The following is a 25,880-nucleotide window of genomic DNA, read 5'->3' on the forward strand; positions in this document are numbered from 1 at the left end:
GACTCCGCAACGTGGGATTTTTAGCACGAATGTACCTATGTCAAAAAAGATCCATAAATCGTCTAGTTGACATTGTGGTCAGACCACATAGCGAAATGTTTGGTAATTGTGTACCCGGTCACGGTAGGGTATCCACAGTAGCGGTTAAAAATATCCGCTATGCGAAGCCCAGCACCCGGGTAATACGCGATGAAGCGTCCACACAAGGACGCAACTCCGAACCCAAACGGGTGTGCTGAATCGATGTAGGGAAAATATGTTTGAGAAGATCTTGGTCGCCAACCGCGGTGAGATTGCAATTCGTGCTTTCCGCGCTGGATACGAACTCGGCGCTAAAACCGTTGCCGTCTACCCATATGAAGACCGAAACTCGATCCACCGGCAGAAGGCTGGAGAGGCCTACCAGATTGGCGAAGAGGGACACCCTGTTCGCGCCTACCTGGACATTGACGAAATCATTCGCGTCGCCAAAGAAGCCGGCGCAGATGCTATTTACCCAGGCTACGGTTTCCTCTCGGAAAACCCAGACCTGGCACGCAAGGCAGCAGAAAACGGCATTAAGTTCATTGGTCCAAAGGCGGACGTACTTGAGCTAGCTGGAAATAAGGTCGCAGCGTTGAAGGCTGCACGCAAGGCAGGCATTCCCGTGCTGGAATCCTCGGAGCCAAGCGACGACGTGGACTTCCTGTTAGCCGAAGCAGACCGTATCGGGTTCCCAATCTTCGTCAAGGCAGTTGCCGGCGGCGGTGGACGAGGTATGCGACGCGTTGACAAGCGTGAAGACCTACCCGAGCTGATGGGCGCCGCAATGCGCGAAGCCGGAACGGCTTTCGGCGATCCAACAGTTTTCCTAGAGCAGGCAGTACTTCGTCCGCGTCACATTGAAGTTCAGATCCTCGCCGACGAACAGGGCAACGTAGTCCACCTGCATGAGCGTGATTGCTCCTTGCAGCGTCGTCACCAGAAGGTTGTGGAGATTGCTCCTGCTCCAAACCTCGATGATTCGATCCGGCAGGCACTATTCCGCGATGCGGTTAAGTTCGCCAAGACTCTGGGATACCAGAACGCCGGTACCGTGGAGTTCTTGGTGGATACCGTGGGTGAGCGTGCAGGTCAGCATGTGTTCATCGAAATGAACCCACGTATCCAGGTAGAGCACACGGTGACTGAAGAAGTCACAGACATCGACTTGGTTCAGGCACAGATGCGCATTGCCTCAGGCGAAACTCTGAGCGACCTCGAGATCAGCCAGGACACCATTCAGGTTCGCGGCTGGGCAATCCAGTCTCGTATCACTACCGAGGACCCTGCTAATGGTTTCCGCCCGGACGTCGGAACAATTACTGTTTACCGTTCTGCCGGTGGTTCCGGCGTACGTCTAGACGGCGGCACGATCTACACCGGTGCAGAAGTTTCGCCGCACTTTGACTCGATGCTGGTCAAACTCACCTGCCGTGGCCGCGACTACGCCACTGCCGTGGCACGTGCACGACGGGCACTCGCTGAATTCCGTGTTCGCGGCGTAGCGACCAACATCCCGTTCATTCAGAACGTGTTGAACGATCCACAGTTCATCGCCGGCGATGTCGCCACAGACTTCATTGACTCGCGTCCGGATCTGCTGACCGGTAATGAATCTCAGGACCGCGGTACCAAGGCGCTCAACTACCTGGCGCACGTGACTGTTAACAAGCCCAATGGTGAACGCATCGATGGTATTGACCCTCGTAAGAAGCTTCCGAGCTTCCCAGGCGACAAGGCCTCCGAGCCTGAGCGTTCGCCATTTGATGGACCTTCGAAGTCGGTAACACCGCCAGCTGGCTGGCGCCAGAAGCTCATTGACCTAGGTCCTGAGGGCTTTGCCAAGGCGTTGCGCGATTCAACCGCCGTTGGTATCACCGACACCACTTTCCGTGATGCGCATCAGTCGTTGCTAGCAACACGTGTTCGTACTCGTGATCTGCTTGCAGCAGCTCCTGCTTACGCACACACCGTGCCGCAGTTGTTCTCCATGGAGGTCTGGGGTGGGGCAACCTACGACGTATCACTACGATTCCTAGGCGAAGATCCATGGAAGCGTTTGGAGCTACTGCGAGCCGAACTGCCGAACATTCCATTGCAGATGCTTCTTCGCGGTCGAAACACGGTTGGTTACACTCCCTACCCAACCGAGGTGACCGATGCCTTTGTGAAGCAGGCAGCTAAGAGTGGCGTCGATATCTTCCGTATCTTCGACGCACTGAACGACGTGGCACAGATGGCTCCGGCTATCAAAGCGGTCCGGGAAACCGGAACCGCGGTCGCCGAAGTGGCCTTGTGCTACACCGGCAACCTACTTGATCCCAATGAGAAGCTATACACGCTGGATTACTACCTGAATCTGGCTCAGCAGATTATCGATGCTGGCGCACACATCATCGCCATCAAGGATATGGCCGGTTTGCTTCGTCCGGATGCGGCGAAGAAACTTGTCACCGCCTTGCGAGCACGCTTCGATGCCCCGGTTCACCTGCACACCCATGATACTGCTGGTGGCCAGATGGCTACCCTCACGGCAGCCATCGAGGCCGGCGTGGATGCGGTTGACGTTGCCTCGGCCGCGATGGCAGGCACTACCAGCCAGCCATCTACTTCGGCATTGGTTGCTGCATTGGAGCACACCGAACGCGATTCTGGTCTATCACTGGCAGCAGTTGCTTCCCTGGAGCCATACTGGGAAGCAGTGCGTGCTATGTACAAGCCATTTGAATCCGGACTGCCGGCTCCAACTGGACGCGTTTACCAGCACGAAATCCCCGGTGGACAGCTCTCCAACCTGCGCCAGCAGGCTATTGCGTTGGGATTGGGTGAGCGTTTCGAAGCCATCGAGTCCATGTACGCCTCGGTCAACGACATGCTGGGCAACGTCGTGAAGGTGACCCCCTCATCGAAGGTGGTTGGCGATCTAGCTCTACAGCTCGTTGGCTCCGGTGTGCCAGCTGCTGATTTCGAATCCAACCCGCAGAACTTCGACATCCCAGATTCGGTCATCCAGTTCCTTTCGGGCGAATTGGGTAACCCTCCGGGGGGCTGGCCAGAACCGTTCCGCACCAAGGCTCTGCAGGGTCGCACCGTGCGCGATCACGTAGAGTCGGTCTCAGACGAGGACTTGGCGGCGCTGACTAGCGACGACGAGACCATCCGCGCAACGCTTAACCGCCTATTGTTCGCTGGTCCAACTCGCGACTTCGAAAAGTCGGTGGAGAACTACGGCGACCTCTCGGTATTGCACACCCGTGATTACCTCTTCGGACTGACCCCAGACGTAGAGCGCGTAGTTTCGCTTGGCACTGGTGTTCGCTTGCTGGTCAAGCTGATTTCGGTATCCGAAGCCGACGAAAAGGGCCTGCGCACCGTGGTGTTCTCGCTCAATGGTCAGTCGCGTCAGATCAAGGTTCGCGACGAATCCGTTGAATCAACCGTCAAGAGCGCGCCAAAGGCGGATCCGAAGAACTCCGGTCACGTCGCAGCTCCATTCGCCGGAGCGGTGACGATCAATGTCAAGGTCGGAGACTTAGTCGAGTCCGGACAATCGGTAGCCACCATCGAAGCGATGAAGATGGAAGCTGGCATTACCACTAATGCCTCAGGCGTTGTTTCACAGGTGACTTTCGATGGAACCAGCCAGGTTCAGGGTGGAGATTTGCTCCTGGTCATTGAACCTAAGTAAGCACCGGTATATGTAGCGTTTGGCAAACTACCAATGGCGTGGCGTCTGGGGGAGCAATCCCTTGGCACCACGCCATTGGTGCGACCTGTCGCTGTTTGTACAACTTCACGTACAAGCAAACTGGAACACTAGGGGCATCTATGGCACGATGCACACTGATGGTCCCGGAATCGTTCAAGGAAACGGTTCAAACTCAAATCTTGGGCAAGGAGAGCGATGCGTTTATCGCGTAAGCACGACGAAACACTTAAAGCAGCAACGCTACGGGCGAAGGCTCTCGCTGCAGGAAAAATAAGAGCAACCCTGAACGTCAGTCTTTTCGCCCTAGACTCATCGTTGCCAGCGGAGCCAATTGCAGGTGTCCTACAAGCCCAATTTCAAGAGCTCTCGTTGTCTTCTCAGGTGCGGGCGGCGGGTCCAGAACGAGTCCAAGCTGCGTTGACCGGGCACTTTAGTAAAGCAGACGTTCTGGTGGTATTAGGCGATACCTCCGCGAACGCAGAACCGGCGCTTATGGATCTAGTGCAATGGCTTTTGCTCAACGGGCAAACTAGTCTGGCAGAAAACTTGCTCTATGCGCAGCTGGGATCAGCTAAAGCAGGAACTGTAGCACCAGTCTTTGAACGCGTGATCCTTCCCCTAGATTTCGCTGAGCAGGTACAACAAAGCGGCCGCAGGTTTCCCTGGGCCGCTTCATCCCACGAACGGTGGGAACTTGCTGATGCAGTACTAACTTATGCGACTGGTTTGGCCGCCGAATAGATTTCGTCAATGACCTGTTCGTAGTCCTTGAACACCACCGCACGCTTGATCTTCATCGATGGGGTCAAATGACCGGAGGTCTCCGTGAAATCAGTGGGCACAATACGGAACGCCTTGATCGCTTCGGCGCGACTCACTGATTTGTTTGCTTTATCAACCAGCGATTGAATATGCGTCTTCACTACGTCGAGTTCTCCTGCTTGTTCGACAGTCAACGACTTATCCAATTGATTGCGTTCCAACCAGCCAGGTAGTGATTCGGCATCGAGGGTGACTAGTGCAGAGATGAACGGGCGACCATCACCTAGGACGACGCACTGTGAAACTAATGCGTCGGCACGAATCTGATCTTCGAGCAGTGCCGGGATAACGTTCTTTCCGCTGGCAGTAACGATAATTTCTTTCTTGCGGCCGGTGATTTTTAAGAAGCCGTCAGAATCGAGCTCTCCAACGTCCCCAGTTCTGAACCAGCCGTCGGTGAAGGTTTCTGCTTCGAGATCTGGCCGGTTGTGGTAACCGCGCATCACGCAAATGCCCTTGGTCAGTATCTCGCCGTCTTCGGCAATACGAACTGCGTTGCCAGGCAACGGGCGACCCACAGTGCCGATCTTGATCTTGGCCGGGGTGTTTACGCTGATTGGAGCCGTGGTTTCGGTCAGGCCGTAACCTTCCAGAATCGTCACGCCAATTCCGTTAAAGAAGTGTCCTAGACGCTGGCCCAGGGGAGCGCCGCCGGAGACTGCGTAGCGAATTTTTCCGCCCATGGCGGTGCGCAACTTGTTATAGAGCAACACATCAAAGAGTTTGTGCTTGGCTTTGAGAACTAGCGGAATGTTGCCGTTCTCCATCGCGCGAGAATAAGCAACGGCGACATCAACACCAGCGTGGAAGATCTTGCCCTTACCGCCGTCTTCGGCCTTCAGCATGGCTGAGTTGTATACCTTCTCGAACACACGGGGTACGGCAAGAATGAAGGTTGGTTGAAATGACTGGAGATCAGGCAGAAGGTTTTTAACGTCTGGGGTATGGCCGACACGGCAACCAACAGAAACGGCAAGTATCGAGATATAGCGGGCGAAGATGTGCGCGAGTGGCAGGAACATGATGGTCGCTGCGCCGGGGTAGACGCATTCAGGCAGTTCCGCGGCAGCGTTGTCAGAAAGCTCAACGAAGTTGCCGTGGGTCAATTCGCAGCCCTTGGGGCGTCCAGTCGTCCCGGAGGTGTAAATTACGGTGGCTACGTCTTTGAGCGTAGCCGCGGATCGACGCGCTTCGAGTTCTTCGTCGCTGACGTCTTTACCGAGATTGCGAAGCTCGTCTAGGCCAGCCTCAAATTGCCAGACATCGTCCAACTCATCTAAAGACTCTTGGTGGGCGGCTTGGCGAACGACATTCTCATGGTTAGCAGATTCCACTACCACCGCGCGGGCACCGGAATCGGCAATGATCCATGCGACCTGGCTGGGGGAGGAGGTTTCATAGATTGGCACGGTGATGCAGCCGGCATACCAGATGGCGAAGTCAACTAGCGTCCACTCATAGCGGGTGCGTGCCATCAAACCGATGCGCGAACCTTGCTCAATGCCCGAAGCGATGAATCCACGTGCGATCGCCGAGGCGTCGGCGGCAAACTGTGAGGCGGTGATGTCCTGCCAATCCCCATTAGCAGTTGGCACCGAGAAGAGCGCCGGATTGGCTGCTGAATTAGCATGCCTTAGGAGCAGATCGGTAATGTTCGAATTTTCCGGCGAGTGGATGCGAAGTGGCGAGCTGTATTCGCGCATCTGGTACTCATCTCCTGTGCTAAGTGTTCGGGCCATGTCAGTACGTAAGCTGTGTCACATCTATATTACTTGATAGTAACGTAGCTATGGAAGTGTTCCAAGTTGGTTAGACCTTAGCCCCATCATCTCCCGGATCCCGCTGAGTCGGAAGTCTTCGCAGCAAGTAAAAAATACCGACGATCGCTGCGGCCGCTAGGCCAAGATAAATAAAGCCCGGAGCGTTGCGAAAAAAGATTACACACAAAAGCAGTCCAAAAGGACCACCCACGGCACCAACCCACGCAAGGTTGAGCATTGGGTCTCCACTGCCGATAGCGGCAGGTTCTTCGGGAATGAATTCTTCCGGTGTTTCATCGGCCGAATAATCACGCGGACCGCGTGCCAGTGGACCGGTATTAAATAATTTTGCTAATTCGGCAGCGCGCTCTTCTGCGCTGGGCTCACGCGGGGCGGGTACCTCAAGGTTTCTGAAGTTGTCCACCAACTCATCCCAGCGTGGATCTTCGGTGTTTGATGGCTCATGTTCTGCCGGGTTCACTTAGCCTCTTCCCGCGCTGTCACATCGGTGAAAAAGCGCAGTGATTCTTTGAAAATTTTCGGCGCATCATAATCCAACGTCGCCACGTGTCTACTGCGTGACAACGCGATACGTTCGCGAAGAATTCCCGGCTGTAGTCCTTTGAGCAGCTCGTGTACGGATGCATCTGAAACGACGTTATCCACCGCCGAACGAAATAATTGAACTGGGGCGCTCACTAAGGGGAGTCGGGCACGAGTTTGCGCGAACAGCTTATGCAACTCGTGAACGGCGGCTACCGGCGTACGCGTATAGGCATTTTCGTCGGCTCCTGGCAGCGCAATGTCGTTGCTGATTGGCGCGACCGATCGAACGACTCGGCGCAGATATCCCGCGTATGGTGCCACCGGTGAATCGATAACCAGCCCAGGATTAACCAATGACACGCCGGCGACGTTTCTGCGTGTGGCAAGGTGTAACGCCAATGCGCCACCCATGGACAGGCCGGCGATAAATACCCTTCGATGTGTTGCGGCAAGTTCATCGTAGGCATCTTCGGTGCGTTGGATCCACTGGTGATAAGGACGTCCAATCATGTCTTGCCAGTGGGTTTCATGACCGGGAAGTATCGGAACGCTAGTGGGCACGCCATGCTCTTCTAGGGATGCAGCCCAGGGGTGCATAGCTGTAGTGGATCCGGTAAAGCCATGGATTAACAGCACCGCAAAATCCACGTCCGACGTGGTCCCCGGGATCGAAGTAGCGTCTTTCATCATGTGCACCCCTAATAATTTAACGGTTCATAGTCGAGCGTAGTGCACAATTGTATTGAGTGGAATCAACGCACGCAGCAGCGAACCCACTCATAGACGCTCGAAGACAAAAACGAAGGAATGCCACACCGTGCTCTACGACTTTCTCAAACGGTTCGCGGTTCGGCCCTTGTTGCGTATCTTTTTCAAGATCGACCTTCAAGGTATAGACAACATTCCCGCAGAGGGCGCGGCAATTCTCGCCTCAAACCACCTCTCAGTTAGTGATTCAGTATTCTTACCGGCCAGCCTCGAACGCCCGGTGATCTTTTTGGCCAAGGACGATTATTTCAACGGCAAAGGACCTAAAGGACGATTTGTCGCGTGGTTCTTCCGCAACATTAATCAGCTGCCGATGGACCGTTCCGGCGGTAAAGGCTCAGCGGCATCACTAGCGAGCGCCAACCGCGCATTGCAAGAAGGCAAGTTACTGGGTATCTACCCGGAAGGAACACGTTCTCCAGATGGCCGGCTCTACCGAGCCAAACTCGGAGTGGCAAAACTGGCTATTGAATCCGGTGCACCCGTAATCCCTATCGCCATGATCGGTACCGACAAGGTCCAGCCCATTGGCCGGGGGATCCCTAAACCTGGGCGGATCGGGATACATCTGGGAGCCCCCTTGGATTTCAGCCAGTATGCAGGGCAAGCTGATGACCCGCAGATCTTGCGCCTCGTGGCCGACAAGATCCGCAAGGCCATCAACGAGCTCTCAGGTCAGAACTACGTAGACGTATACGCGCCGAAAAAGGCTAAAAATAGCTAGTTCAAAGATTCTAGGTAGTGTCCAGAACTGGTGTGTTACGCCCAGTTGTTACATTCATCGCGGTGCTTTGATGCTCTCACACGTAGAATCTTTAGGGTGAGCGAAGAAAACCGAACCCCATTGCCTGGCTCCTCTGTAGCCGGCCCCGCCACCGACCCTCAACTTGATGCGTGGCGTGATCTGCCTATTGCCCAACAGCCCACCTGGCGTGAGCACCCGGACTATAGCGCCTCAATTTCCGAACTGGGTTCACGTCCGCCACTGGTATTTGCCGGTGAAGTGGATATTTTGCGTGAACGTCTTGCTGCCGCGGCACAGGGCAAAGCGTTCCTCCTTCAGGGTGGCGACTGCGCCGAAACCTTTGACGCAGCGACCGCAGACAAGATCTCTTCGCGTGTGAAAACTATTTTGCAGATGGCCGTTGTGCTGACATATGGCGCCTCGATGCCAGTCATCAAAATGGGACGTATGGCTGGGCAATTTGCTAAGCCACGTTCTTCTAACGATGAGACCCGAGACGGCGTGACTCTGCCGGCATTCCGCGGCGACATCGTCAACGGTTATGACTTCACCCCAGAGTCCCGCGCCCATGATCCTAAACGACTGGTGCAGGCCTACAACACCTCCTCGGCAACGCTGAACTTGATTCGTGCGTTCACCCAGGGTGGTTTCGCCGACCTGCGAAGCGTTCACTCGTGGAACGCCGGATTCATGGCCAACCCAGCGCACTCGGCTTACGAGCAGCTTGCCGGTGAAATCGACTCGGCGATCCGTTTCATGGATGCCTGCGGAGCCGACTTCGAAGCACTGAAGCGTACCGAGTTCTTTGCTTCCCACGAAGCATTGTTGCTGGATTACGAACGTGCACTAACGCGAACTGATTCACGGACCGGGCAGCCATATGACACCTCGGGACACTTCCTGTGGATCGGTGAGCGCACCCGTCAACTGGATCACGCTCACGTGGACTTCCTCTCGCGCGTGCGCAACCCAATTGGCGTGAAGCTTGGCCCGAACACCAAGCCTGAAGACGCGCTGGCATTGATCGAGAAGCTTGATCCGAACCGCGAACCAGGCCGCCTGACCTTTATTACCCGCATGGGCGCGCAGAACATTCGCGAGAAGCTGCCAAACCTGGTCGAAAAGGTCACCGCTTCCGGTGCGCAGGTACTCTGGGTCACCGACCCGATGCACGGCAACACCGTCACCAGCGAAAACGGTTACAAAACCCGCAAGTTCGACGATGTTATGGACGAAGTCCGTGGCTTCTTCGAAGTCCACGATTCGCTGGGCACCTTCCCCGGTGGCTTGCACGTGGAAATGACCGGCGACGATGTAGCAGAGTGCCTTGGTGGAGCCGATCCAATCCGTCAAGAACAGTTCGATGACCTCTACGAGTCGGTCTGCGATCCTCGACTGAACCACAAGCAGTCACTGGAAATGGCATTCCTCGTTTCTGGTGCACTGCAAAGCCGCGGCCGACGCTAACCCGTCTAACGCACAAAAATCCTGGCTCCTCTCACCATGAGTGGAGCCAGGATTTTTATTGCCACAAACCGAAAACTAGAACGTATACAGACTTACTACGCTCCCACGCTCAGCCTGTTTATTCAGCGGAGTTTGCATACGTACGGTATCTGAGAAGCCGCCGAGCATCGATCGATTAGAAACGGTAAACCCGGCAGCTTCAAGAGTGGCGGTGGCTTCCGTCAGACTCTGACCAAGGACCGAAGGAACCTGGAGAAGTTCTGGTCCCTTGGAGAGGTTCACGGTAACGGTGCTGCCGTAGGGTACGGTCTCATTCTGCGCGCTTTGCGCCACCACCAATTCGGAGGCAATATTAGAAGAATACTGTTTGTCTCCGACAGCCAGCTTTAGCCCTACATCTTTAAACTTCTGTTTGGCTTGTTCGTGGCTCAGACCGAGAACGCTTGGAACTTTGACTGGCGCAGGACCACGAGAAAGCGTCAAAGAAATGGTGTTCTTGCGGCTAGCCATTTCACCCGAGGCGGGTGAGCTGGAAATAACCTTGCCCTCTTCAACCGAGGATGAATACTCCCGACTCGTCGTCAGCTTCGTCAAACCCGAATCGGCGAGACGAGAGGTTGCTTCTGTTTGACTCAAACCTTGCATTGCAGGAATTTCAAAAAGTTCCGGACCACGGGAGACTAGCAGATTGACGCCCTGAAATTTCATCAAGCTTTCGCCGCTGTTTGGCTTAGACTGAACAACCCTGCCGACGGCGATTTCATCGTCGTAGACCGAGTTCACACGCACCGGGACACCTTGACTATCAAACTGGGAGACCGCCTGAGTTTGCAGCATTCCAGTGAGCGAGGGAACACGAATGATTGTTCCCGGTCCGCGGCCGAAGAACCATGCGCCGGCGGCGACTACGGCAACGACGAGGATTAGCACCACGGTGATTACCGCCCTACGCCCACCAGTTTGGGGCCTCACCAGCTGGTGAGTTGGAACCTGCGCAGTTTTTCTCCATTCCCTGGCCGCCCGCTTTTGTTCTTGCTTCTGTGCGCGAGCCGAAACTTTGCCCTGAGCGGCTGGGACCGCCAGATCGGTTGCGGTGGGAGCCGGACCCTCGAACTGGTCTAAGTCTTCTCGCGAATAAGCAGCAGTGGCCGAAGAAAGGGCGGTCTCTGGGTCATCGAGTTCATTGACCATGCGGGGCACCGTCGTTGTTTGGGCCTCACGCAGGTCTAGTACTTCGGTGGCGTCGGAGGTGCTGATTACTGTAGTGGCTTCATCCTCTGGCACGGCAGAGTAATCATCGGACGATGTCGCTGCGGTTTCCCCGAGGGTGTCTTCGTCCATCCACCAGGGTTGACGTTGTTCATCGCGATGACGCTGCCACTCATCGAGTCGCTGCTGCACCGTGGTCGGCATGGCAGCCGCGGCGAGGGGCGCGAGATCAGAGACATCACCTAAGGACTCGGCATCGAGATCCAGCTCGTCGTCAGTTAATGTTGACCGGATCTGGATGACATCATCGAGTAGAAATCCAGCATTTTGGGGACGTCGTTCAGGATCCTTTTCGGTGCAGTAACGCACCAGTTCATCTAGATCTTCACTCAGTCCTGGTACCGAATTAGACGGCATTGGCATGGGTGAATCGAGGTGGTGCTTCATCATGGCTGCTGGATTAGTCATGGGGAAAGGCAAGTGGCCGGTGAGCATTTGATAGATCATGATGCCCACTGCGTAGATATCGCTACGTGAGTCGGAAGGAGCGCCAGAAACCAGTTCGGGGGAGACATGGGAAAGCGTCGCCACCAGCGTGGCGGACTGGGTATGCGCACTGGCGGCCCGGGCCAAGCCGAAGTCGGTGATTTTGATTTCGCCGTTGTCGGAGAGTAAAACGTTGGCAGGCTTCATATCTCTATGTACGATGCCTTCGAGATGAGCTGCGCGAAGTCCACTGCAGATGCGCTCTAGAATGCTGAGCATCTGGCGTGGAGTGAAACGTCCCCGTTCTTCGATGACCTCTGCGAGATTCTGACCACGCACATATTCCATGACGAGATACACATGACTGCCTGAAATTGCATGGTCGCGAATGGACACCACATTCGGGTGAGAAATATTCGCGGCGATAATGGCTTCAGACTCAAAACGTTCGCGAACGAGGGATTCGCTAGCGAAGTTATCGTCCAGTACCTTCACTGCCACCGAACGGTGCAAGTTGAGATCCATGGCCCGGTAGACCCGAGACATCCCACCTAAAGCGATGAGAGTATCTAACCGGTATCGGTGACCTAGTACTTGCCCTACGAGTTGGTCTGGTCGTTCAGGGGTTATCAAGGACAAACTCCTGCCACAGGGGAGCACAGTTGAAGGGTCTGAGACACTGCACGGCTCCTTTCGAACACAGATACTAAGTGTAGGTTACCCAGCTGGCCTGAGTGTTTCACGAGTTAAAGTCGAAATCCGCCAGTAGGATTCCCATTGGCGGATTTCAGACAGCATCCCGGGTTGCGAGATCTACCTCGGGTGCAGCTTTTACTCTAAGAAGCGCGACGAGCCCGAGCGGCACGACGCTTTAGGGCACGACGCTCATCTTCACTCATACCGCCCCATACGCCAGCGTCCTGTCCGGACTCGATGGCCCACTGCAGACAGGTTTCGGTGACGTCGCATCGACGGCATACGCTTTTGGCCTCTTCAATCTGTAAGAGGGCCGGACCGGTGTTACCCACCGGGAAGAAAAGTTCCGGGTCCTTTTCCAGACACGCCGCGCGGCTACGCCAATCCATGCTTATTGATGCTCCTTGAAATATTTGGGGAAACGAAGGCCCTCCAGAAAACGTCACAAAGAGAAAACAACTGCGAATTGGAAAAGCAGGTGAGTTACGTTGTGAGTACTGAAATCATCTTCGAGGAGTCGGTCAGGTACGAACTGAGATGTTCATTTAACCAACCACATTAGGTTTTCATGTTACGAGAAAGTAAACAAGAGTCATGGAAGTGAAATGTGGCTGAATCCCTGAGTGCTTTCTCACATGGCTTTCCGGTGCCCTCTGCGCTATCTGAGGAACGCTTGGCAGAGCTGAACTTTCCTAAGGGCAACCCCCGTTTGAGTTCCTGAGACACTTGCACGAAAATTGGTCTCGTGAGCAACAACGAATCTTCGGTATCCCGTCCGACCAGCGTTTTAACTGTGGCAGCACTAACGATGCTCGAAGCAATAGCGGTTCTGGTTTACGCAGCGAACTACCTTTTGCATCTTTCGGACGAGGGAAACCTCAATATGGGCGGGCGCATTTTCATGCTCGTGCTGTGTCTAGCCGCGGGCGCTTGGCAGGTTAGTGTTTCGCTGAACTTCTTCAAAGGGAAAGCCTTCACCCGCGCTCCCATTATCGTGTGGCAACTCTTCCAACTAATCCTCTCGTTCTCATTCATGCAGGGACCTTTTACTGGCATCGCCATTGCTGCGATTGTGGTGGCCGCCGTGACTATCGTGATGTTATTTGCTCCGAAAACCACGGCTTTCCTCGGCGATCGTCCACAGTCTTAAATACCTTCTTTATCGATCAAAATGGCGCGTGGGAGTCCATGAGAACTTGCTATCGCGCGCCATTGGTTTTTAGTATCTAAATTCTTAGAGTCCCCTAAAGGTTCCCAGGGCAATGGTTGCAGATCGTGTGGATGATGGGCCTCAACTACCACCACACATCTATCGTCGAGGACCATCCCCGGAGCACCGACTTCGTAAGCGAGCCGACTTGAAGGCGGAGCGAAAAGAACGGGAATCACTGCACGGCTCACTGCGGAATTGAGTAACGGAGCAAGCCTCGGATCATTCGTATGTTCGAGAACCAGACCGATGCTTCCAGCGGTTGGGCAGTTTAATAATGCTTCGAGGTCTTCGATTTTCTCCATGCGCTCGATTCCCCACCGCTGGCACAAAACCTGACTCAGATCCTGTCGAATTGTGGTGTCCGCGCAAATTACGATGGACATTGCGGTGGCAGGCAATGAAATACTGGTGTCCTTCAACGCACGTCTACCTAAGTGAAGCAATCCAGGGGAGGTGGCCTTCTTCGCTTCTGAGATTCCCCCGGACCACTGACGATCCGTTGTGGCCAGCGATTGTGCGGTTCCAAGCTGAATGCTGAGTGCAGCGCCGGTTCCGCTCAACAGAATTCCGCGTCCAACGTGGTTGGCCACGACCGGTATTCGTGGCCAAGCCATCTTTAACGAGTCGGTGGCGTGGAATGGGAAATACCATTGCTCGGTGCATAGACCTGCTGCTTTGAGTAGCGCTTGGTCTCGATCTACAGCTATGACTACGGTTGGCCCAAGGCCGCTCTGGCGCAGGAGCGCCCCTAGGACCTCATCAAGATGCTGAAAATGTTGCGGGTGCAGTAGCGACTGTAATTGGCCGACTCCGTGGATAAGTACTAACAACTGCTCATCTTCACGTGGTTCAGCAAGGTAGTCGACGGCGTCGAGAAAATCGTAAGTGTCTTGCCCGGTCACCTGCAGCAGGTGAGGAAATCGAGTCCCGTCGAGGAGTAACTCCGGACCAAAACTTATAACCTTTCTCGGTAGTTGGCACAAACTGCTAAGCAACTGTCGGGGGCCAGCTTCGGGCAGTCCGCAGACCAGAAGACTGTGGCCGGCTTGCCCACTGATAAATAAGGGTTCCAACGTCCCGGAATCAAGCCGGTCCACAAGCCCACACCAGATTTCTTCTGTTTGAGCGTGCATCCACGGTGTTTCGGGTGGCATAGGGATTTGTGGTAAATCTTCAGCAAACGGCGAGCGCCTAACGCTGAAGGACTGCCACTCCACGGCCAAGATTTCTATCTGCTGGTGCAGTGCTTGCATACTCTCGTGCGCGGTGGGGAGACTGCCAAAGGTGCACACTTGCTTCGCGGTGAGATCCCATGGACCTCGTTCGGCTAATTCGCCGTGTGGTGGCGGATCATAAGCGAGTGCAAACTGAAATTTGCGGGTGGACCGTGTGGCGCAGTGAATGACGGCCTGTCCTGGGTTTGTCAATGATGCCGCGTCAGGAATGCCGACTAGCTCGATGGACTCACCGGGGTCATTGACGCGTAGGGCGATCACAGTATGTAGGTTGGCTCTGGTCTGTCCGGTTAAGGTGCCGGCCGGTCGCTGGGTGCTGAGCAAGAGGTGTATGCCCAATGCCCGGCCAACCGCGGCAAGGCGGTCTATCCGTGGGTTGGCTTCGGGGATGGAATCACTGAACACCCGGAATTCGTCAATTACCACTATGAGACTCGGAAGTGCAGGACCAGGCTGAACTAGTTGCCTGTACTCGCGCAGGTCACTACAACGATATTCGGCCAACAACTCCTCACGCCGGGTCACTTCGATTTCCAACTGGGCCAACGCGCGTTGAGCGGCGGCTGCGTCTAAATCACTGGCGAACAGCTGAACATGGGGCAACTGTGCAAATACGGATAGACCTGCACCTCCTTTGAAATCGATGAGTGCGAAAGCAACCTGTTCAGGTGAATACTCGCCGGCCAATTGCTTCACGATCCGGCGAAGTGCTTCAGACTTTCCAGAACCAGTCGTTCCGCAGATCAGCATGTGTGGTCCGTCTGCGCCGAAGTCGAGAATAATCGCTTCCTGCTGATCGGTAGCCCCAATAAGCGCCGTTAAGGCACGAGCTGGATCGCAGGGGGTAATTTCGTTGGCTTTTGTATGGCCTCGCATTGCTTGGGACTCGGCCAGGCTGAGGCAGCGGTCAATCAGCCGACCGAAGCGTTGTACGCTGAGCCGTTGTACTGTGTGCAGAGTCAGCTGCGCATCTTTGAGAGCGGCCTCGGGAGTCCGTGGATTCACCCACCATGTGCCGCTCGGTACTGGGCCTTGGCCTATGCCGATCACTATCGCCTGGTCACGTGTTTGGGCCGGGGCAGACACCACGTACAGAGTGCGTACCAAGCCGTCTGATTTGGTTGCCAGCGTGGTGGGGGCGGCCGGCAGTGGTGGCAGCCCGGTGCTGACTCCGGGTAGCAGCAGTAAACTCGCCGGGAGGCATCGCAATTTCGGATCGAGCACCAGTGCTAGGCGTCCAGATAATACCGCCGGTAGATAGCGAGCTAAGATCGCGAAGAGCAATTCGGTGCTTGGTTTGTCCTGCGCGCCAACGATCTGCCAAGCGCCCGGCACGCTGGGGGAGAATACTGGTGACGGGCACGGGGCGTCCAAGGAAGTATGCGATTTCCTCCGTCGCTTGGTCTTAGAGGTAGCTTCTTCGGCCGCCGGAGACCACAATCCCTGACCAAGGACCAATGGAGGCAAACTGGCTGTAGGGATCTGTAATTCGGTGCGAGCCATTCCTGCGAGCGTGCTGATTCCCAGGGGCGGGGCATAGGCTGCTCGGGCACTGATGATGTGGTCGCGGTACACCACCGCTTTGGCTTTCCACCGACGACGTTCGCCAAGCAACTGGATAGCAGGGAACACCCCGAGCAACGCCGAGGCACCACTGAGTAGTAGAAACAACATTGACCCGGTGAATACGGCCAGCATCACTCCGGAAAGCATAGGCAGAAGGGCTGCTAAACACAGGGCGATCAGGCGCTGAAGCTCTGGCTTATCCGGTAACGCCCAGTGGAGTTGCTCGGCATTGATCGACTGCGCGTTATCAAGCATCACCGGATCGCCCACACATAGCTCGGTATCACCCAGCCAGAAGTATGTGCCGCGTTCCAAAGTCAGTTCGCTCAGTGGCTCGCTGGAAGACCGTTGTGGAGAGATCCGCAGGGTGTTGGATGATTCGCAGGTCAGCAACAATTGGGATTGGTCCACTCGAATACGCGCATGACGACGCGCGATTTTGGGGTCTTGCAACCATAAGGGAGCACAACGCCCTACCTCATGGGTTCCTTGAACCAGTCGTAAGCTCGCGCCTGCATCCGGCCCGGAAGCGACAAAAAGCTGCAAAGCCGATGGCGTCTGGTGTTCGCGCGGAAGAACCGGACGCGGAAGGTCTGTCAGCAACAAGTAGGTGCGCGAGCTTAGCTCCGGAGCTTCTTCTAAGGCAGCTGGCCCAAGAAACCAGCGCGTTGAACCAAAACTTGCGCTGAGGATCTTCGATAACTGCTGACCGTCAAGGGCAGCGGAAACCTCCAGCTGAAACTGGCGCGGCTGAGCAAAAGATCGAGAAATAAGCAACAGCTCATAATGCACCATGATTTTCCTCCTCAGCCAGGCCCGCCACGTATAAGTACTTCAGCATCTACAGGTCACAATGCACCTGGGTGCTTCGCCGGATGTGGAGAACGTTGCTTTCGGGTTATCCACATCTTCACTCGGGTATTGAAAGACAAGGGATCTGGGGCTAGGCTCCCATCACATACCCACTTCTCCCAGAACACGAACAGAAATGGGCTGCACGATGTTGTGCTGGCGTTTCAGTGGCCGGTCTACCTCGATCATTCGGGAATATCTTCATAGTTTCGGCTGAGGACTTGACGTGGACGCCCTATCCATCGTGGAAGACGAAGTACGTGAGCTGGTCCGTCGACGCGGGCTAGACCCCGGCAAACAACCGGCCCTCATCCGGTCTTTGATTGACGATGTCTTGCATGACTACGACGAACGAGCGCTACTCGGCGCAGTGCCCGCTATTGGTCCGTTAGACGAGGCCCGCCGTCAGGTGTATGACAACGTGGCAGGGTTTGGGCCATTACAACCATTGCTCGATGACCCCACCGTCGAGGAATTGTGGATCAACTCGCCTCATCAGATTTTCTGCGCTCGCGGCGGGCAAAGCGAACTTACCCATATTCGGCTCGAAAGTTCCGAAGTGGCAGCGTTGGTTGAACGGATGCTGAAAGCCTCAGGGCGCAGACTCGATCTCTCTCAGCCTTTTGTGGACTGCCAACTACCTGATGGATCCCGGTTACAAGTGGTCATTCCCGACATCACCCATGAACATTGGGCGGTGAATATCCGCAAATTTATCGCGCGCGCCAATAAACTCGAAGACCTTGTAGAACTGGGATCACTCAGCGAGGATGCAGCGGCCTTTTTAGGGTGGTCGATCGGCGCCGGACTCAACGTCGTGGTTACCGGGCCCACCCAGGCAGGCAAGACGACGATGCTCAACTGTTTGGCTTCCTCCATCGGCTCTCGCGAACGCATCATCACCATTGAAGAGATTTTCGAATTGAACCTTGCCTTGCGCGACGTGGTGAGCATGCAGACACGGCTACCAAATCTGGAGGGTACCGGAGAAATCACGATGCGCCGGTTAGTCAAGGAAGCACTGCGCATGCGGCCCGATCGGATCATCGTCGGGGAGGTACGCGAAGCCGAATCGCTAGACATGCTGATCGCATTGAACTCCGGAATTGCCGGCCTATGTACACTCCACGCAAATTCTGCCCGTGATGCGATCACCAAAATATGTACGTTGCCGCTGCTTGCAGGCCCAAACATCACCAGTGACTTCACCGTGCGAACCGTGGCGGCCTGCATTGATTTGGTGGTGCACTGTACGCGCGATCCCCAGGGAAAACGCTATGTGCAAGAAATCCTCAGCGTGCGCGGACGCGTCGAAGACGGTCAATTCGAAACCTCCACGCTGTTCGACTACACCGATGGCGAGTTGAGCCAAGCACCAGGAGCCGATTGGTCACATGACAAATTCGCGCTCGCCGGTATCAACGTCGCACAATTGCTCATGGAGCGGTCATGATCGCTTTATGTGGTTTACTCGGCGGTTTGGGCGTGGCCCTCGTGGTGGATTGGCTGCTTTTTGACCCCAGTCCGCCCAAGCCCAAACGGCAGTCGCTCATTCGGCTATCACTACTGCGCGCAGGCATCGTAAATCTCAGCCCGGCAAAATTTGTCGCTATCTGTGCCGCCAGCGGAATAGTTTTTGTGCTGATCACGCTGGCCTTGACCGGTTCGTGGTTATTCGCCGCCGTATTTTTACTCTTTGGCTCCTGGGCGCCATGGGTATATCTTCGTCATCAAGCAGCTAAACGTCAGGCCGCATTGCACGAGCAATGGCCCGAGGTGGTCGATCATCTACGAAGCGCGATCCGCGCCGGGTTGTCATTGCCGGAGTCCCTCAGCCAGCTGGCCAGTATGGGGCCGGAACTGCTACGTCCTGCTTTCAGCGACTTTGCACTGGATTACCGGGCCACCTCAAATTTCTCGTTGGCACTCGAACAACTCGGTGACCGGCTTGCAGACCCGGTTTCCGACAAGATCCTTGCAACGCTGCGCATCACCCGCGAGGTGGGCGGCACCGACCTTGGCCAGACGCTGAGCACACTCGCCGCATTTTTGCGTGATGACGTGCGTACCCGTGGAGAACTCGCAGCCCGCCAGTCATGGATCGTTTCCGCGGCCAGATTGGCGGTGGCGGCGCCCTGGATCATGCTGCTCGTCTTAGGCACTCAAGAAGCCGCAAAAAACGCCTACCTGACCCCCGGCGGGGTAGTGGTGCTGGCCGCCGGTCTGGTGATTTCACTGTTGTGTTACCGGGTGATGCTGCGCCTAGGCAACTTACCTGTGGAAGAACGGGTACTGGCATGAACTCACTAGTTCCATGGGCGGTGCTCTGCGGTTTCGGACTAGGTCTGGGACTGTGGATGATCGTGGTGAACCTGCCATCGTGGCGCCCGATGTCCTTTGCCGAAAGGGTCGCCCCGCACATCCGGGTGGGAACACGCTCCTCACGAATGCTCGAAGATTCATGGCGTGCAGAATCGCGCAGTCCGGCCTTAGTGCAATTTGCGGCCCCGGTCCTCCAACAGATTAAACGCTTGGCCAGTTTGCACAACCCCGGCACCGGGACCGTCCGCAAACGCCTTCGTGCGGCCGGGCTAAAAATGAACGTCGTGGACTACCGTTCCCAAGAGATCATATGCGCGCTACTGGGACTGCTGACCGGCGCCGCACTGATGGCGCTATTCGCACTGGGGCGCCCGACAAACTTCGCGTTCGCTCTCATCGTGGTTCTTGGCTGTGGCATCGTCGGATTTCTTGCGCGGGGCTGGTGGCTGAATGAGCAAATTCAACGTCGCGCACGCAGAGTCTTGACGCAATTTCCAACAGTTGCCGAGGTTCTGGCACTGACAGTGGGCGCTGGAGAATCAACCACCGGAGCGATCGAACGTATTTCACGTATCTGTCACGGGGTGATCGGTGAGGAATTTACCGAAACATTGAATGACATCCACGCGGGAAATTCCATGATTCAGGCCATGCAGAATATGTCCGATCGCATCCAAGTCGGTGCGATGACGCGCTTTGTTGATGCCATCGTGGTCGCCACTGAACGCGGTACACCACTGGCTCAAGTGCTCCGTGACCAAGCACAAGATGTCCGCGACGCCTCAAAACGCGAGTTGATGGAAGTAGCCGGAAAACGAGAAATCGGCATGCTCGTTCCCATAGTTTTCGGCGTGCTTCCGCTGACGATTGTCTTTGCGGTATTCCCTGGATTGGCCTTATTGGAGATGAGCTATTGACAGCTAACCCACCTGCACAATATCTACACTCCGCAAAAGTTAGGAAGAATTCCGATGTCCAGCATCCACTCTTGGTTCATGATGATAGCCCTAAACCTGCTCGACGCAGGACAGAGATTCTGGAGACAACTCACGATCAAACTGCGTGACGAGCGTGGCGATGTCCCAGGATGGGTAATGATCACGCTTATGTCCGCCCTGCTTGTTGCAGCGCTGCTGGCCATAGCAGGGCCACGGCTACAAGACCTGTTCAATCAGGCGATCGATCGGGTATCCGGCCTAGGCTAAGCCGGTGTTCTCAAAATGAATCGGGTTACACGCGCCAATGCCCGCCGCTTCTGGAGGCTGGGACCAGAAGAGGTGGGCTCGGCCGTGGCCGAATTTGTCATGATCACTAGTCTGCTGATTGTCATCGCCGTGACCTTGATTCAATTGACGCTTGTGCTTCATGTACGCAATACCCTCATCGACGCGGCTGCCAATGGAGCGCATTATGGTGCGTTGGCTAACCGTTCACCCGGGGACGCTGCCGTGCGCACCCGGACACTGATCGCCGAATCTTTGCACAGTGGGTTTGCCCGCAACGTGCAGGTATCAACTAGCGCTGTGGGGGAGGGACAATTAGTCTCCGTCACCGTGAGCACCCGAGTCCCACTCATCGGTCTGTTGCCTAACGGGTGGGACCTAACCGTGCATGGTGATGCGGTGCGCTATGAATGAAACTGGTTTGGCGAGGGCCGCACAGAGAGCTGGTGAAGCCGAAAAAGGTAGTGCCATCGTCGAATTTATTTTTGCGTCTACGGTGTTGCTGATCCCCATGATTTATCTGATCCTTGCCGCCGGGCAGCTTCAAGCCGGATCGTATGCAGTTGTTGGCGCCGCAGACCAGGCTGCCAAGGTTTTTGCGGTTGCGGAAAATCCGGTGCAAGCACGTTCGAACGCCCATCAAGTCGTCGAGCGAGCGATGAATAATTTTGGACTCGCGGGAGCCAACACAGAAATTTCTTGTGACAACACCTGCCTTAGCCCAGGCAGCGTGGTCACGGTCAGGGTTTCGCTACGGGTTCAGTTACCTTTTATCTCTGAGTACCTTGATGCCTCCGTCTTCACCGTTGACGCTTCGTCGACCCAACGAATTGATCGTTTTGGATAGCGAAAACTGGTGGGCAAAATTGCTCCGCAGGATTCGTTCCGAGGATGGGCAGTCCTTGGTACTTGCGATTGGGCTATGCGCGATCACCTTGCTAACAATTTCAGTCGTGCTCGCAGCGAGCGCCGTTAATCTCAAGGCCCGCCAGCTCTTATCGGTCGCCGATGGGGCTATCGTCGCGGCAGTAGACGAATTCGAGTTTGTTGGCGATGGAGGTCAACCACGTATTGAATTGAATCATTCACAAGTGCGGGCCGCCGTTCAACGATACCTACAGGATGTGGATGCCGGACAGCGGATTGATAACCTTACGATCGGTTCCGTCCAAATTCTGCCTGATGGACAGGGTGCGACGCTCTCGCTCACCGGTTCGGTGCAACCACCAATCATTGGTTGGATCGTACCGTCTGGGGTGAGCATTCATGTCAACTCAACGGCACGCACGGTCCTGAGCCGATAGCGTCTCGAACTTAAGCCGTTAGGCTGCATGGCGTAGGCTTAGATAACCATGGCAAAAACTGACTTCCCAGCTGAAATCCGTTCGCTCCGATCCACTTTCTCTGCGATTGAGGACGTGAGCGACGTTGCTCAAATTAAGGCCGACATCGCCGTACTCTCCGAGGAGGCCGGGGTGCCGGACTTATGGGACGATCCGGCCAGCGCGCAGATTGTCACGAGTAAATTGTCTCACCGGCAATCGGAACTTGAACGTCTGAACAAGATCCGTACAAGAATCGAAGATCTTGAAGTGCTGGTTGAACTCGCCGAAATGGAAAGCGATGATGAGACTCTGGCCGAAGCTGATAAGGAATTAATCTCCATTCGCAAGGCACTCGCCGAGTTGGAGATCGTCACCTTGCTCAATGGTGAATTCGACTCACGCGGAGCCGTCGTAACGATCCGTTCCGGTGCAGGTGGAGTTGACGCGGCAGATTTCGCAGAAATGTTGCTGCGCATGTACTTGCGATGGGCTGAAAAACACGGATATAAAGCCACCGTGATGGATACTTCTTATGCTGAAGAAGCCGGCTTGAAATCCGCGACCTTTGAAATCGATGTTCCTTACGTTTTCGGCACGCTTTCGGTGGAAGCTGGCACTCACCGGTTGGTGCGTATTTCACCGTTTGATAATCAAGGGCGCCGCCAAACTTCGTTCGCAGCAGTTGAAGTGGTTCCTTTGATTGAGCAGACCGATACCATCGAAATTCCCGAGTCGGAGTTGCGCGTAGACGTCTTTCGATCCTCCGGACCTGGTGGACAGAGCGTGAACACCACCGACTCCGCTGTTCGCATGACACATATTCCTACCGGCACTGTGGTGTCGATGCAGAACGAGAAGTCCCAGATTCAAAACCGGGCCGCGGCCTTACGCGTCATGCAGTCCCGTCTGCTATTGCTGAAGAAAGAAGCAGAGAGCGCACAGAAGAAAGAATTCGCTGGAGATGTTAAGGCTTCCTGGGGCGATCAGATGCGGTCCTATGTTCTTAACCCGTACCAAATGGTTAAGGACCTGCGTACCGACCACGAGGTTGGTAATACGCAGGCTGTGCTAGATGGAGAAATCGATGACTTCATTGATGCAGGAATTCGATGGCGTGCGGGTAATCGACGCCCCTCGAATTAAGATGTAAAATTACTCAAAAAGGCCTGAAAACTGAAAAGTTTTCAGGCCTTTTTTGCGCCGATTTCTATCGTATTTCTGTAACATAAACTTTCGACTGAGTGTTTGAATTCGAGCACGAATAACTGACCTCATAGACTCGAAATCTGAGTACATGCTAGGATGGCTAAGTCGTTGAGTGATCTATACCATCCACTTTTCGCGAATCGCACCGTGTCAAACATCGCATGATGTAGGCAATTTTCTCATTGCCACCCTGCCGGAGACGCGACTAATAGCTGAGATTTCGCTAGAAAATTAGATGCATCTTTTGATGCTCACAAGACGGCAAATGAACGAACGTGAACCTTTAAGCAATCATGGATTTCTGCATGTAGTTTTGCATTGGAATTCAGTTCGTCAATGAAAAAACGCATTTATACGGCGGTGCTGTCCTGAAGAAGGGGCAGCACTTTGTATGCCGGGAGTTCGATGCGACTTAGATAAAACGATACGTAACTGGAGTGAAGGAAGTGGTTGATGGGCGTAGAGCTTAGGTACGTCGGCTAAACGAATCCTCGTGGAGTATTCCCCGGAATGAGACGTGCGAACCACGCATCAAAAGTTTCAGGTAAGACCTGGACGATGCCAATTCACAACTACGTCGTTTGAAGGAGGTGGCGTGTGAACAACCCGGAAACGGTCGGTTTCAGCGCCTTGGTCATCATACTTTTATTGGTCCTTTTCTATGGTGGAACATTCTTAGTGTCCACAAAGATCGGCCAGAAAAATGAAAACGCTGACGGTTATATGACCGCTGGCAACAAAATCGGATTCGGAATCTCTGCGGCCAGTATGACCGCAACGTGGATTTGGGCTTCATCAATGTACGCCTCTGCATCTTCGGGCTACACCTATGGCATCAGTGGACCTATCCACTACGGGCTCTGGGGTGCACTGATGATTCTGTTCATTTACCCATTCGGTAAGAGAATCCGTAAAGTTGCTCCGAAGGCTCACACCCTCGCAGAGGTCATGCACGCGCGACATGGACGTTCCAGCCAATTAATGCTGGCCGGCTCGAACGTGGTCGGTTCAGTCATCTCATTGATGTCTAACTTCATTGCCGGTGGCGTGCTTATTTCGATGCTCTCCCCATTCAATTTCATCCAGGGCGTGCTGGCCGTAGCCGGTGGCGTATTGCTCTACACCCTTTGGTCGGGATTCCGTGCCTCTGTCTTGACTGACTTCATGCAGGTCATGGCAATGCTCGGTGCAGTAGCAATTATTGTTCCGTTCATTTTCTTCGCAGCAGGGTTCCCTGCAGCATTCGAAACCGGAGCAGGAAACCTAACCGCCCAACAGTCGAACTTCTTCTCGTCAGACGCATTTTTGAACCAGGGTGCACCATATATCGCAGCGGTTCTGGCCTACGCGATTGGTAACCAGACCATCGCACAGCGTCTCTTTGCGGTCCGTGAAGACCTGATAAAGCCAACCTTCATTACCGCCACCATTGGCTACGGTGCCATGGTGATCGGTGTAGGAATGCTCGGCGTACTTGCCCTGTACCTTGGTTTTGAACCCACAGGCGGGGATCAGAACAACATCATTCCTGAAATGGCCATGAGTTATCTGCCGGGAATCCTACTGGCATTGTTCTTCATCATGATCATTGGTGCGCTTTCCTCCACCGCTGACTCGGATCTTGCGGCGCTATCTTCCATCATGATGGCCGATGTTTACGGCCAGAACGTTGCTGGTAAGAAGAAGGCTAATCCAAAGACCATGTTGTTGGTCGGACGTGTGACCATGATCGTCGCAACCGTGCTTGCGGTCTGTCTGGCCAGTTTGCAATTAAACATATTGGATCTTTTGGTCTTCGTAGGTGCGCTATGGGGGGCCTTGGTTTTCCCAGTGCTCGCCAGCTTCTACTGGAAAAAGGTTACGAACAAGGCATTCACAACTGCAGTCTTGGTAGCTCTCGTTGTATTCATTCCGGTGCGTTTCGAGCTGATCCCTATGACCGGTTTTACCGCGGTAATCATCGAGCTGTTGGCAATTCTTGGTATAGGAATCGTTTTGGGCCTGATGTCATTCGGATTCTTCGGGCTTCGTGTTGCAATTATCGTTGGCACAATGGCCACGCTGGTAGCTGCACCGTTCTGCTTCGGATTCCTGCGTGACTACACGACGCTATCGGCATCACTTGTCGCCTATTCAGTCAGTACATTGATCTGTTACTTCATGTCGTTCCGTTCAAAGATGGACTTTGACTTCTCGGTCATCGCAGAACGAGCCGGAGATTTTGACCCCGTTGAAGAAATTGTCGTCAGTGCGACTAAGGGTGCCGCTCGTAGCAACGATTCGAACAACTCCGAAAGGAATGAATAATGTTAGCCCTGACCATTTATGTACTAGCCTGGCCCGTCGTTGTCGCGGGAGTTGCCTTCTTTATTGCCAGGGCGTTCATTTCCGAAGCGCGGGAAGCCAAACGCAACGGTGAGCCACTGATTTAAGCCATGAATTGTACGGTAAGCATCGGTTTGCGCCGGTGCTTACCGTTCAATTTTTAGACCTTGGTATTGGCTTGCGTCCGCGGAAAAGATAGTCGGACGGCAGGAGCTTTTGCTGGTGTGCTAAAGGTCACCGAGGGATCTTGCGGTAGTCAAAATCTTGCAAGTCAATGCGTTACCTTGCGCAACGTCGAGTCTGTATAAACGGCATGAATGTGGCAACACACCACACTATCGGCGCCTGTTGTACATGTTGCCCCTATAAGGTTTGGAAGACTGG

Annotated in this window: 21 protein-coding genes; 15 read left to right on the forward strand and 6 right to left on the reverse strand. The window is 54.7% G+C overall.

The window, feature by feature from the left end:
• The first annotated feature begins 256 nt into the window (after window positions 1-256).
• Both VJ369_RS02960 and VJ369_RS02965 read left to right on the forward strand, forming a co-directional pair.
• The gene (locus tag VJ369_RS02960; protein ID WP_324090655.1) at window positions 257-3,709 is read left to right on the forward strand and encodes a pyruvate carboxylase; all 3,453 of its coding nucleotides are present in this window, start codon (window positions 257-259) and stop codon (window positions 3,707-3,709) included.
• Window positions 3,710-3,925: 216 nt separating this feature from the next.
• Window positions 3,926-4,471, forward strand: coding sequence for a hypothetical protein (locus VJ369_RS02965; protein WP_324090656.1), 546 nt, complete (start codon window positions 3,926-3,928; stop codon window positions 4,469-4,471).
• Here the strand turns inward: VJ369_RS02965 and VJ369_RS02970 are convergent.
• From VJ369_RS02970 to VJ369_RS02980, 3 genes are all read right to left on the reverse strand, one after another.
• Window positions 4,444-6,255 (reverse strand): AMP-dependent synthetase/ligase, encoded by a 1,812-nt coding sequence (locus tag VJ369_RS02970; protein WP_324090657.1) that lies wholly within the window; start codon window positions 6,253-6,255, stop codon window positions 4,444-4,446. The two genes, VJ369_RS02965 and VJ369_RS02970, sit on opposite strands and share 28 nt — an antisense overlap.
• A gap of 106 nt (window positions 6,256-6,361) precedes the next feature.
• Window positions 6,362-6,793 carry a hypothetical protein gene (locus tag VJ369_RS02975; RefSeq protein WP_324090658.1) on the reverse strand — a complete coding sequence of 144 codons (432 nt, stop codon included), beginning with the start codon at window positions 6,791-6,793 and terminating at the stop codon, window positions 6,362-6,364.
• Window positions 6,790-7,548 (reverse strand): alpha/beta hydrolase, encoded by a 759-nt coding sequence (locus VJ369_RS02980; protein WP_324090659.1) that lies wholly within the window; start codon window positions 7,546-7,548, stop codon window positions 6,790-6,792. The genes VJ369_RS02975 and VJ369_RS02980 overlap by 4 nt, the downstream gene beginning before the upstream one ends.
• A 127-nt stretch (window positions 7,549-7,675) precedes the next feature.
• On the opposite strand from VJ369_RS02980, the gene VJ369_RS02985 reads away from it, so the two are divergent.
• Both VJ369_RS02985 and VJ369_RS02990 read left to right on the forward strand, forming a co-directional pair.
• The gene (locus VJ369_RS02985; protein ID WP_324090660.1) at window positions 7,676-8,350 is read left to right on the forward strand and encodes a lysophospholipid acyltransferase family protein; all 675 of its coding nucleotides are present in this window, start codon (window positions 7,676-7,678) and stop codon (window positions 8,348-8,350) included.
• A gap of 96 nt (window positions 8,351-8,446) precedes the next feature.
• On the forward strand, window positions 8,447-9,838 hold the full coding sequence (locus VJ369_RS02990) for a class II 3-deoxy-7-phosphoheptulonate synthase (RefSeq protein ID WP_324090661.1): 1,392 nt from the start codon (window positions 8,447-8,449) through the stop codon (window positions 9,836-9,838).
• A gap of 75 nt (window positions 9,839-9,913) precedes the next feature.
• Here the strand turns inward: VJ369_RS02990 and VJ369_RS02995 are convergent, their stop codons facing one another.
• Together VJ369_RS02995 and VJ369_RS03000 are read right to left on the reverse strand one after the other, a co-directional pair.
• Window positions 9,914-12,193 carry a Stk1 family PASTA domain-containing Ser/Thr kinase gene (locus VJ369_RS02995; RefSeq protein ID WP_324090662.1) on the reverse strand — a complete coding sequence of 760 codons (2,280 nt, stop codon included), beginning with the start codon at window positions 12,191-12,193 and terminating at the stop codon, window positions 9,914-9,916.
• A gap of 176 nt (window positions 12,194-12,369) precedes the next feature.
• Window positions 12,370-12,618, reverse strand: coding sequence for a WhiB family transcriptional regulator (locus VJ369_RS03000; protein ID WP_096256388.1), 249 nt, complete (start codon window positions 12,616-12,618; stop codon window positions 12,370-12,372).
• Window positions 12,619-12,974: 356 nt separating this feature from the next.
• Here VJ369_RS03000 and VJ369_RS03005 point away from each other — a divergent pair, with 356 nt between their 5' ends.
• Window positions 12,975-13,379, forward strand: a complete 405-nt coding sequence (locus VJ369_RS03005; protein WP_324090663.1) for a hypothetical protein — start codon at window positions 12,975-12,977, stop codon at window positions 13,377-13,379.
• Here VJ369_RS03005 and VJ369_RS03010 read toward each other — a convergent pair.
• The gene (locus VJ369_RS03010) at window positions 13,376-17,038 is read right to left on the reverse strand and encodes an FHA domain-containing protein (RefSeq protein ID WP_324090664.1); all 3,663 of its coding nucleotides are present in this window, start codon (window positions 17,036-17,038) and stop codon (window positions 13,376-13,378) included. The genes VJ369_RS03005 and VJ369_RS03010 overlap by 4 nt on opposite strands.
• Before the next feature lie 283 nt (window positions 17,039-17,321).
• On the opposite strand from VJ369_RS03010, the gene VJ369_RS03015 reads away from it, so the two are divergent.
• From VJ369_RS03015 to VJ369_RS03060, 10 genes are all read left to right on the forward strand, one after another.
• Window positions 17,322-18,548 carry a CpaF family protein gene (locus VJ369_RS03015; RefSeq protein ID WP_324090665.1) on the forward strand — a complete coding sequence of 409 codons (1,227 nt, stop codon included), beginning with the start codon at window positions 17,322-17,324 and terminating at the stop codon, window positions 18,546-18,548.
• Window positions 18,545-19,396, forward strand: a complete 852-nt coding sequence (locus VJ369_RS03020) for a type II secretion system F family protein (protein ID WP_324090666.1) — start codon at window positions 18,545-18,547, stop codon at window positions 19,394-19,396. Before VJ369_RS03015 ends, VJ369_RS03020 begins: the two co-directional genes overlap by 4 nt.
• Window positions 19,393-20,334 carry a type II secretion system F family protein gene (locus VJ369_RS03025; protein WP_324090667.1) on the forward strand — a complete coding sequence of 314 codons (942 nt, stop codon included), beginning with the start codon at window positions 19,393-19,395 and terminating at the stop codon, window positions 20,332-20,334. The genes VJ369_RS03020 and VJ369_RS03025 overlap by 4 nt, the downstream gene beginning before the upstream one ends.
• Window positions 20,335-20,415: 81 nt before the next feature.
• Window positions 20,416-20,622 (forward strand): hypothetical protein, encoded by a 207-nt coding sequence (locus VJ369_RS03030; RefSeq protein ID WP_324090782.1) that lies wholly within the window; start codon window positions 20,416-20,418, stop codon window positions 20,620-20,622.
• A 15-nt stretch (window positions 20,623-20,637) separates the two neighbouring features.
• Entirely contained in the window at window positions 20,638-21,054 is a 417-nt protein-coding gene (locus VJ369_RS03035) for a TadE family protein (RefSeq protein WP_324090668.1), read from the forward strand.
• Entirely contained in the window at window positions 21,047-21,487 is a 441-nt protein-coding gene (locus VJ369_RS03040; RefSeq protein ID WP_324090669.1) for a hypothetical protein, read from the forward strand. The genes VJ369_RS03035 and VJ369_RS03040 overlap by 8 nt, the downstream gene beginning before the upstream one ends.
• Window positions 21,480-21,944 carry a hypothetical protein gene (locus VJ369_RS03045; RefSeq protein ID WP_324090670.1) on the forward strand — a complete coding sequence of 155 codons (465 nt, stop codon included), beginning with the start codon at window positions 21,480-21,482 and terminating at the stop codon, window positions 21,942-21,944. Before VJ369_RS03040 ends, VJ369_RS03045 begins: the two co-directional genes overlap by 8 nt.
• 48 nt (window positions 21,945-21,992) lie before the next feature.
• Window positions 21,993-23,108 (forward strand): peptide chain release factor 2, encoded by a 1,116-nt coding sequence (gene prfB / locus VJ369_RS03050; protein WP_324090671.1) that lies wholly within the window; start codon window positions 21,993-21,995, stop codon window positions 23,106-23,108.
• 660 nt (window positions 23,109-23,768) lie between these two features.
• On the forward strand, window positions 23,769-25,478 hold the full coding sequence (locus VJ369_RS03055; RefSeq protein WP_324090672.1) for a sodium:solute symporter family protein: 1,710 nt from the start codon (window positions 23,769-23,771) through the stop codon (window positions 25,476-25,478).
• Window positions 25,478-25,603: a putative transporter small subunit gene (locus VJ369_RS03060; RefSeq protein WP_324090673.1), complete on the forward strand. Its 126-nt coding sequence runs from the start codon at window positions 25,478-25,480 to the stop codon at window positions 25,601-25,603. The genes VJ369_RS03055 and VJ369_RS03060 overlap by 1 nt, the downstream gene beginning before the upstream one ends.
• Window positions 25,604-25,880 lie beyond the last annotated feature (277 nt).

It is taken from the genome of Glutamicibacter sp., from assembly GCF_035257265.1.
Lineage (GTDB): Bacteria > Actinomycetota > Actinomycetes > Actinomycetales > Micrococcaceae > Glutamicibacter.

What these genes read in the sequence shown, in the direction of transcription:
- VJ369_RS02960 (WP_324090655.1), top strand. Translation starts at nt 257, where the DNA reads ATGTTTGAGAAGATCTTGGTCGCCAACCGCGGTGAGATTGCAATTCGT.
- VJ369_RS02965 (WP_324090656.1), top strand. Translation starts at nt 3,926, where the DNA reads ATGCGTTTATCGCGTAAGCACGACGAAACACTTAAAGCAGCAACGCTA.
- VJ369_RS02970 (WP_324090657.1), bottom strand. Translation starts at nt 6,255, where the DNA reads ATGCGCGAATACAGCTCGCCACTTCGCATCCACTCGCCGGAAAATTCG.
- VJ369_RS02980 (WP_324090659.1), bottom strand. Translation starts at nt 7,548, where the DNA reads ATGATGAAAGACGCTACTTCGATCCCGGGGACCACGTCGGACGTGGAT.
- VJ369_RS03000 (WP_096256388.1), bottom strand. Translation starts at nt 12,618, where the DNA reads ATGGATTGGCGTAGCCGCGCGGCGTGTCTGGAAAAGGACCCGGAACTT.
- VJ369_RS03010 (WP_324090664.1), bottom strand. Translation starts at nt 17,038, where the DNA reads ATGGTGCATTATGAGCTGTTGCTTATTTCTCGATCTTTTGCTCAGCCG.
- VJ369_RS03020 (WP_324090666.1), top strand. Translation starts at nt 18,545, where the DNA reads ATGATCGCTTTATGTGGTTTACTCGGCGGTTTGGGCGTGGCCCTCGTG.
- VJ369_RS03025 (WP_324090667.1), top strand. Translation starts at nt 19,393, where the DNA reads ATGAACTCACTAGTTCCATGGGCGGTGCTCTGCGGTTTCGGACTAGGT.
- VJ369_RS03030 (WP_324090782.1), top strand. Translation starts at nt 20,416, where the DNA reads ATGATAGCCCTAAACCTGCTCGACGCAGGACAGAGATTCTGGAGACAA.
- VJ369_RS03035 (WP_324090668.1), top strand. Translation starts at nt 20,638, where the DNA reads ATGAATCGGGTTACACGCGCCAATGCCCGCCGCTTCTGGAGGCTGGGA.
- VJ369_RS03040 (WP_324090669.1), top strand. Translation starts at nt 21,047, where the DNA reads ATGAATGAAACTGGTTTGGCGAGGGCCGCACAGAGAGCTGGTGAAGCC.
- prfB (WP_324090671.1), top strand. Translation starts at nt 21,993, where the DNA reads ATGGCAAAAACTGACTTCCCAGCTGAAATCCGTTCGCTCCGATCCACT.
- VJ369_RS03060 (WP_324090673.1), top strand. Translation starts at nt 25,478, where the DNA reads ATGTTAGCCCTGACCATTTATGTACTAGCCTGGCCCGTCGTTGTCGCG.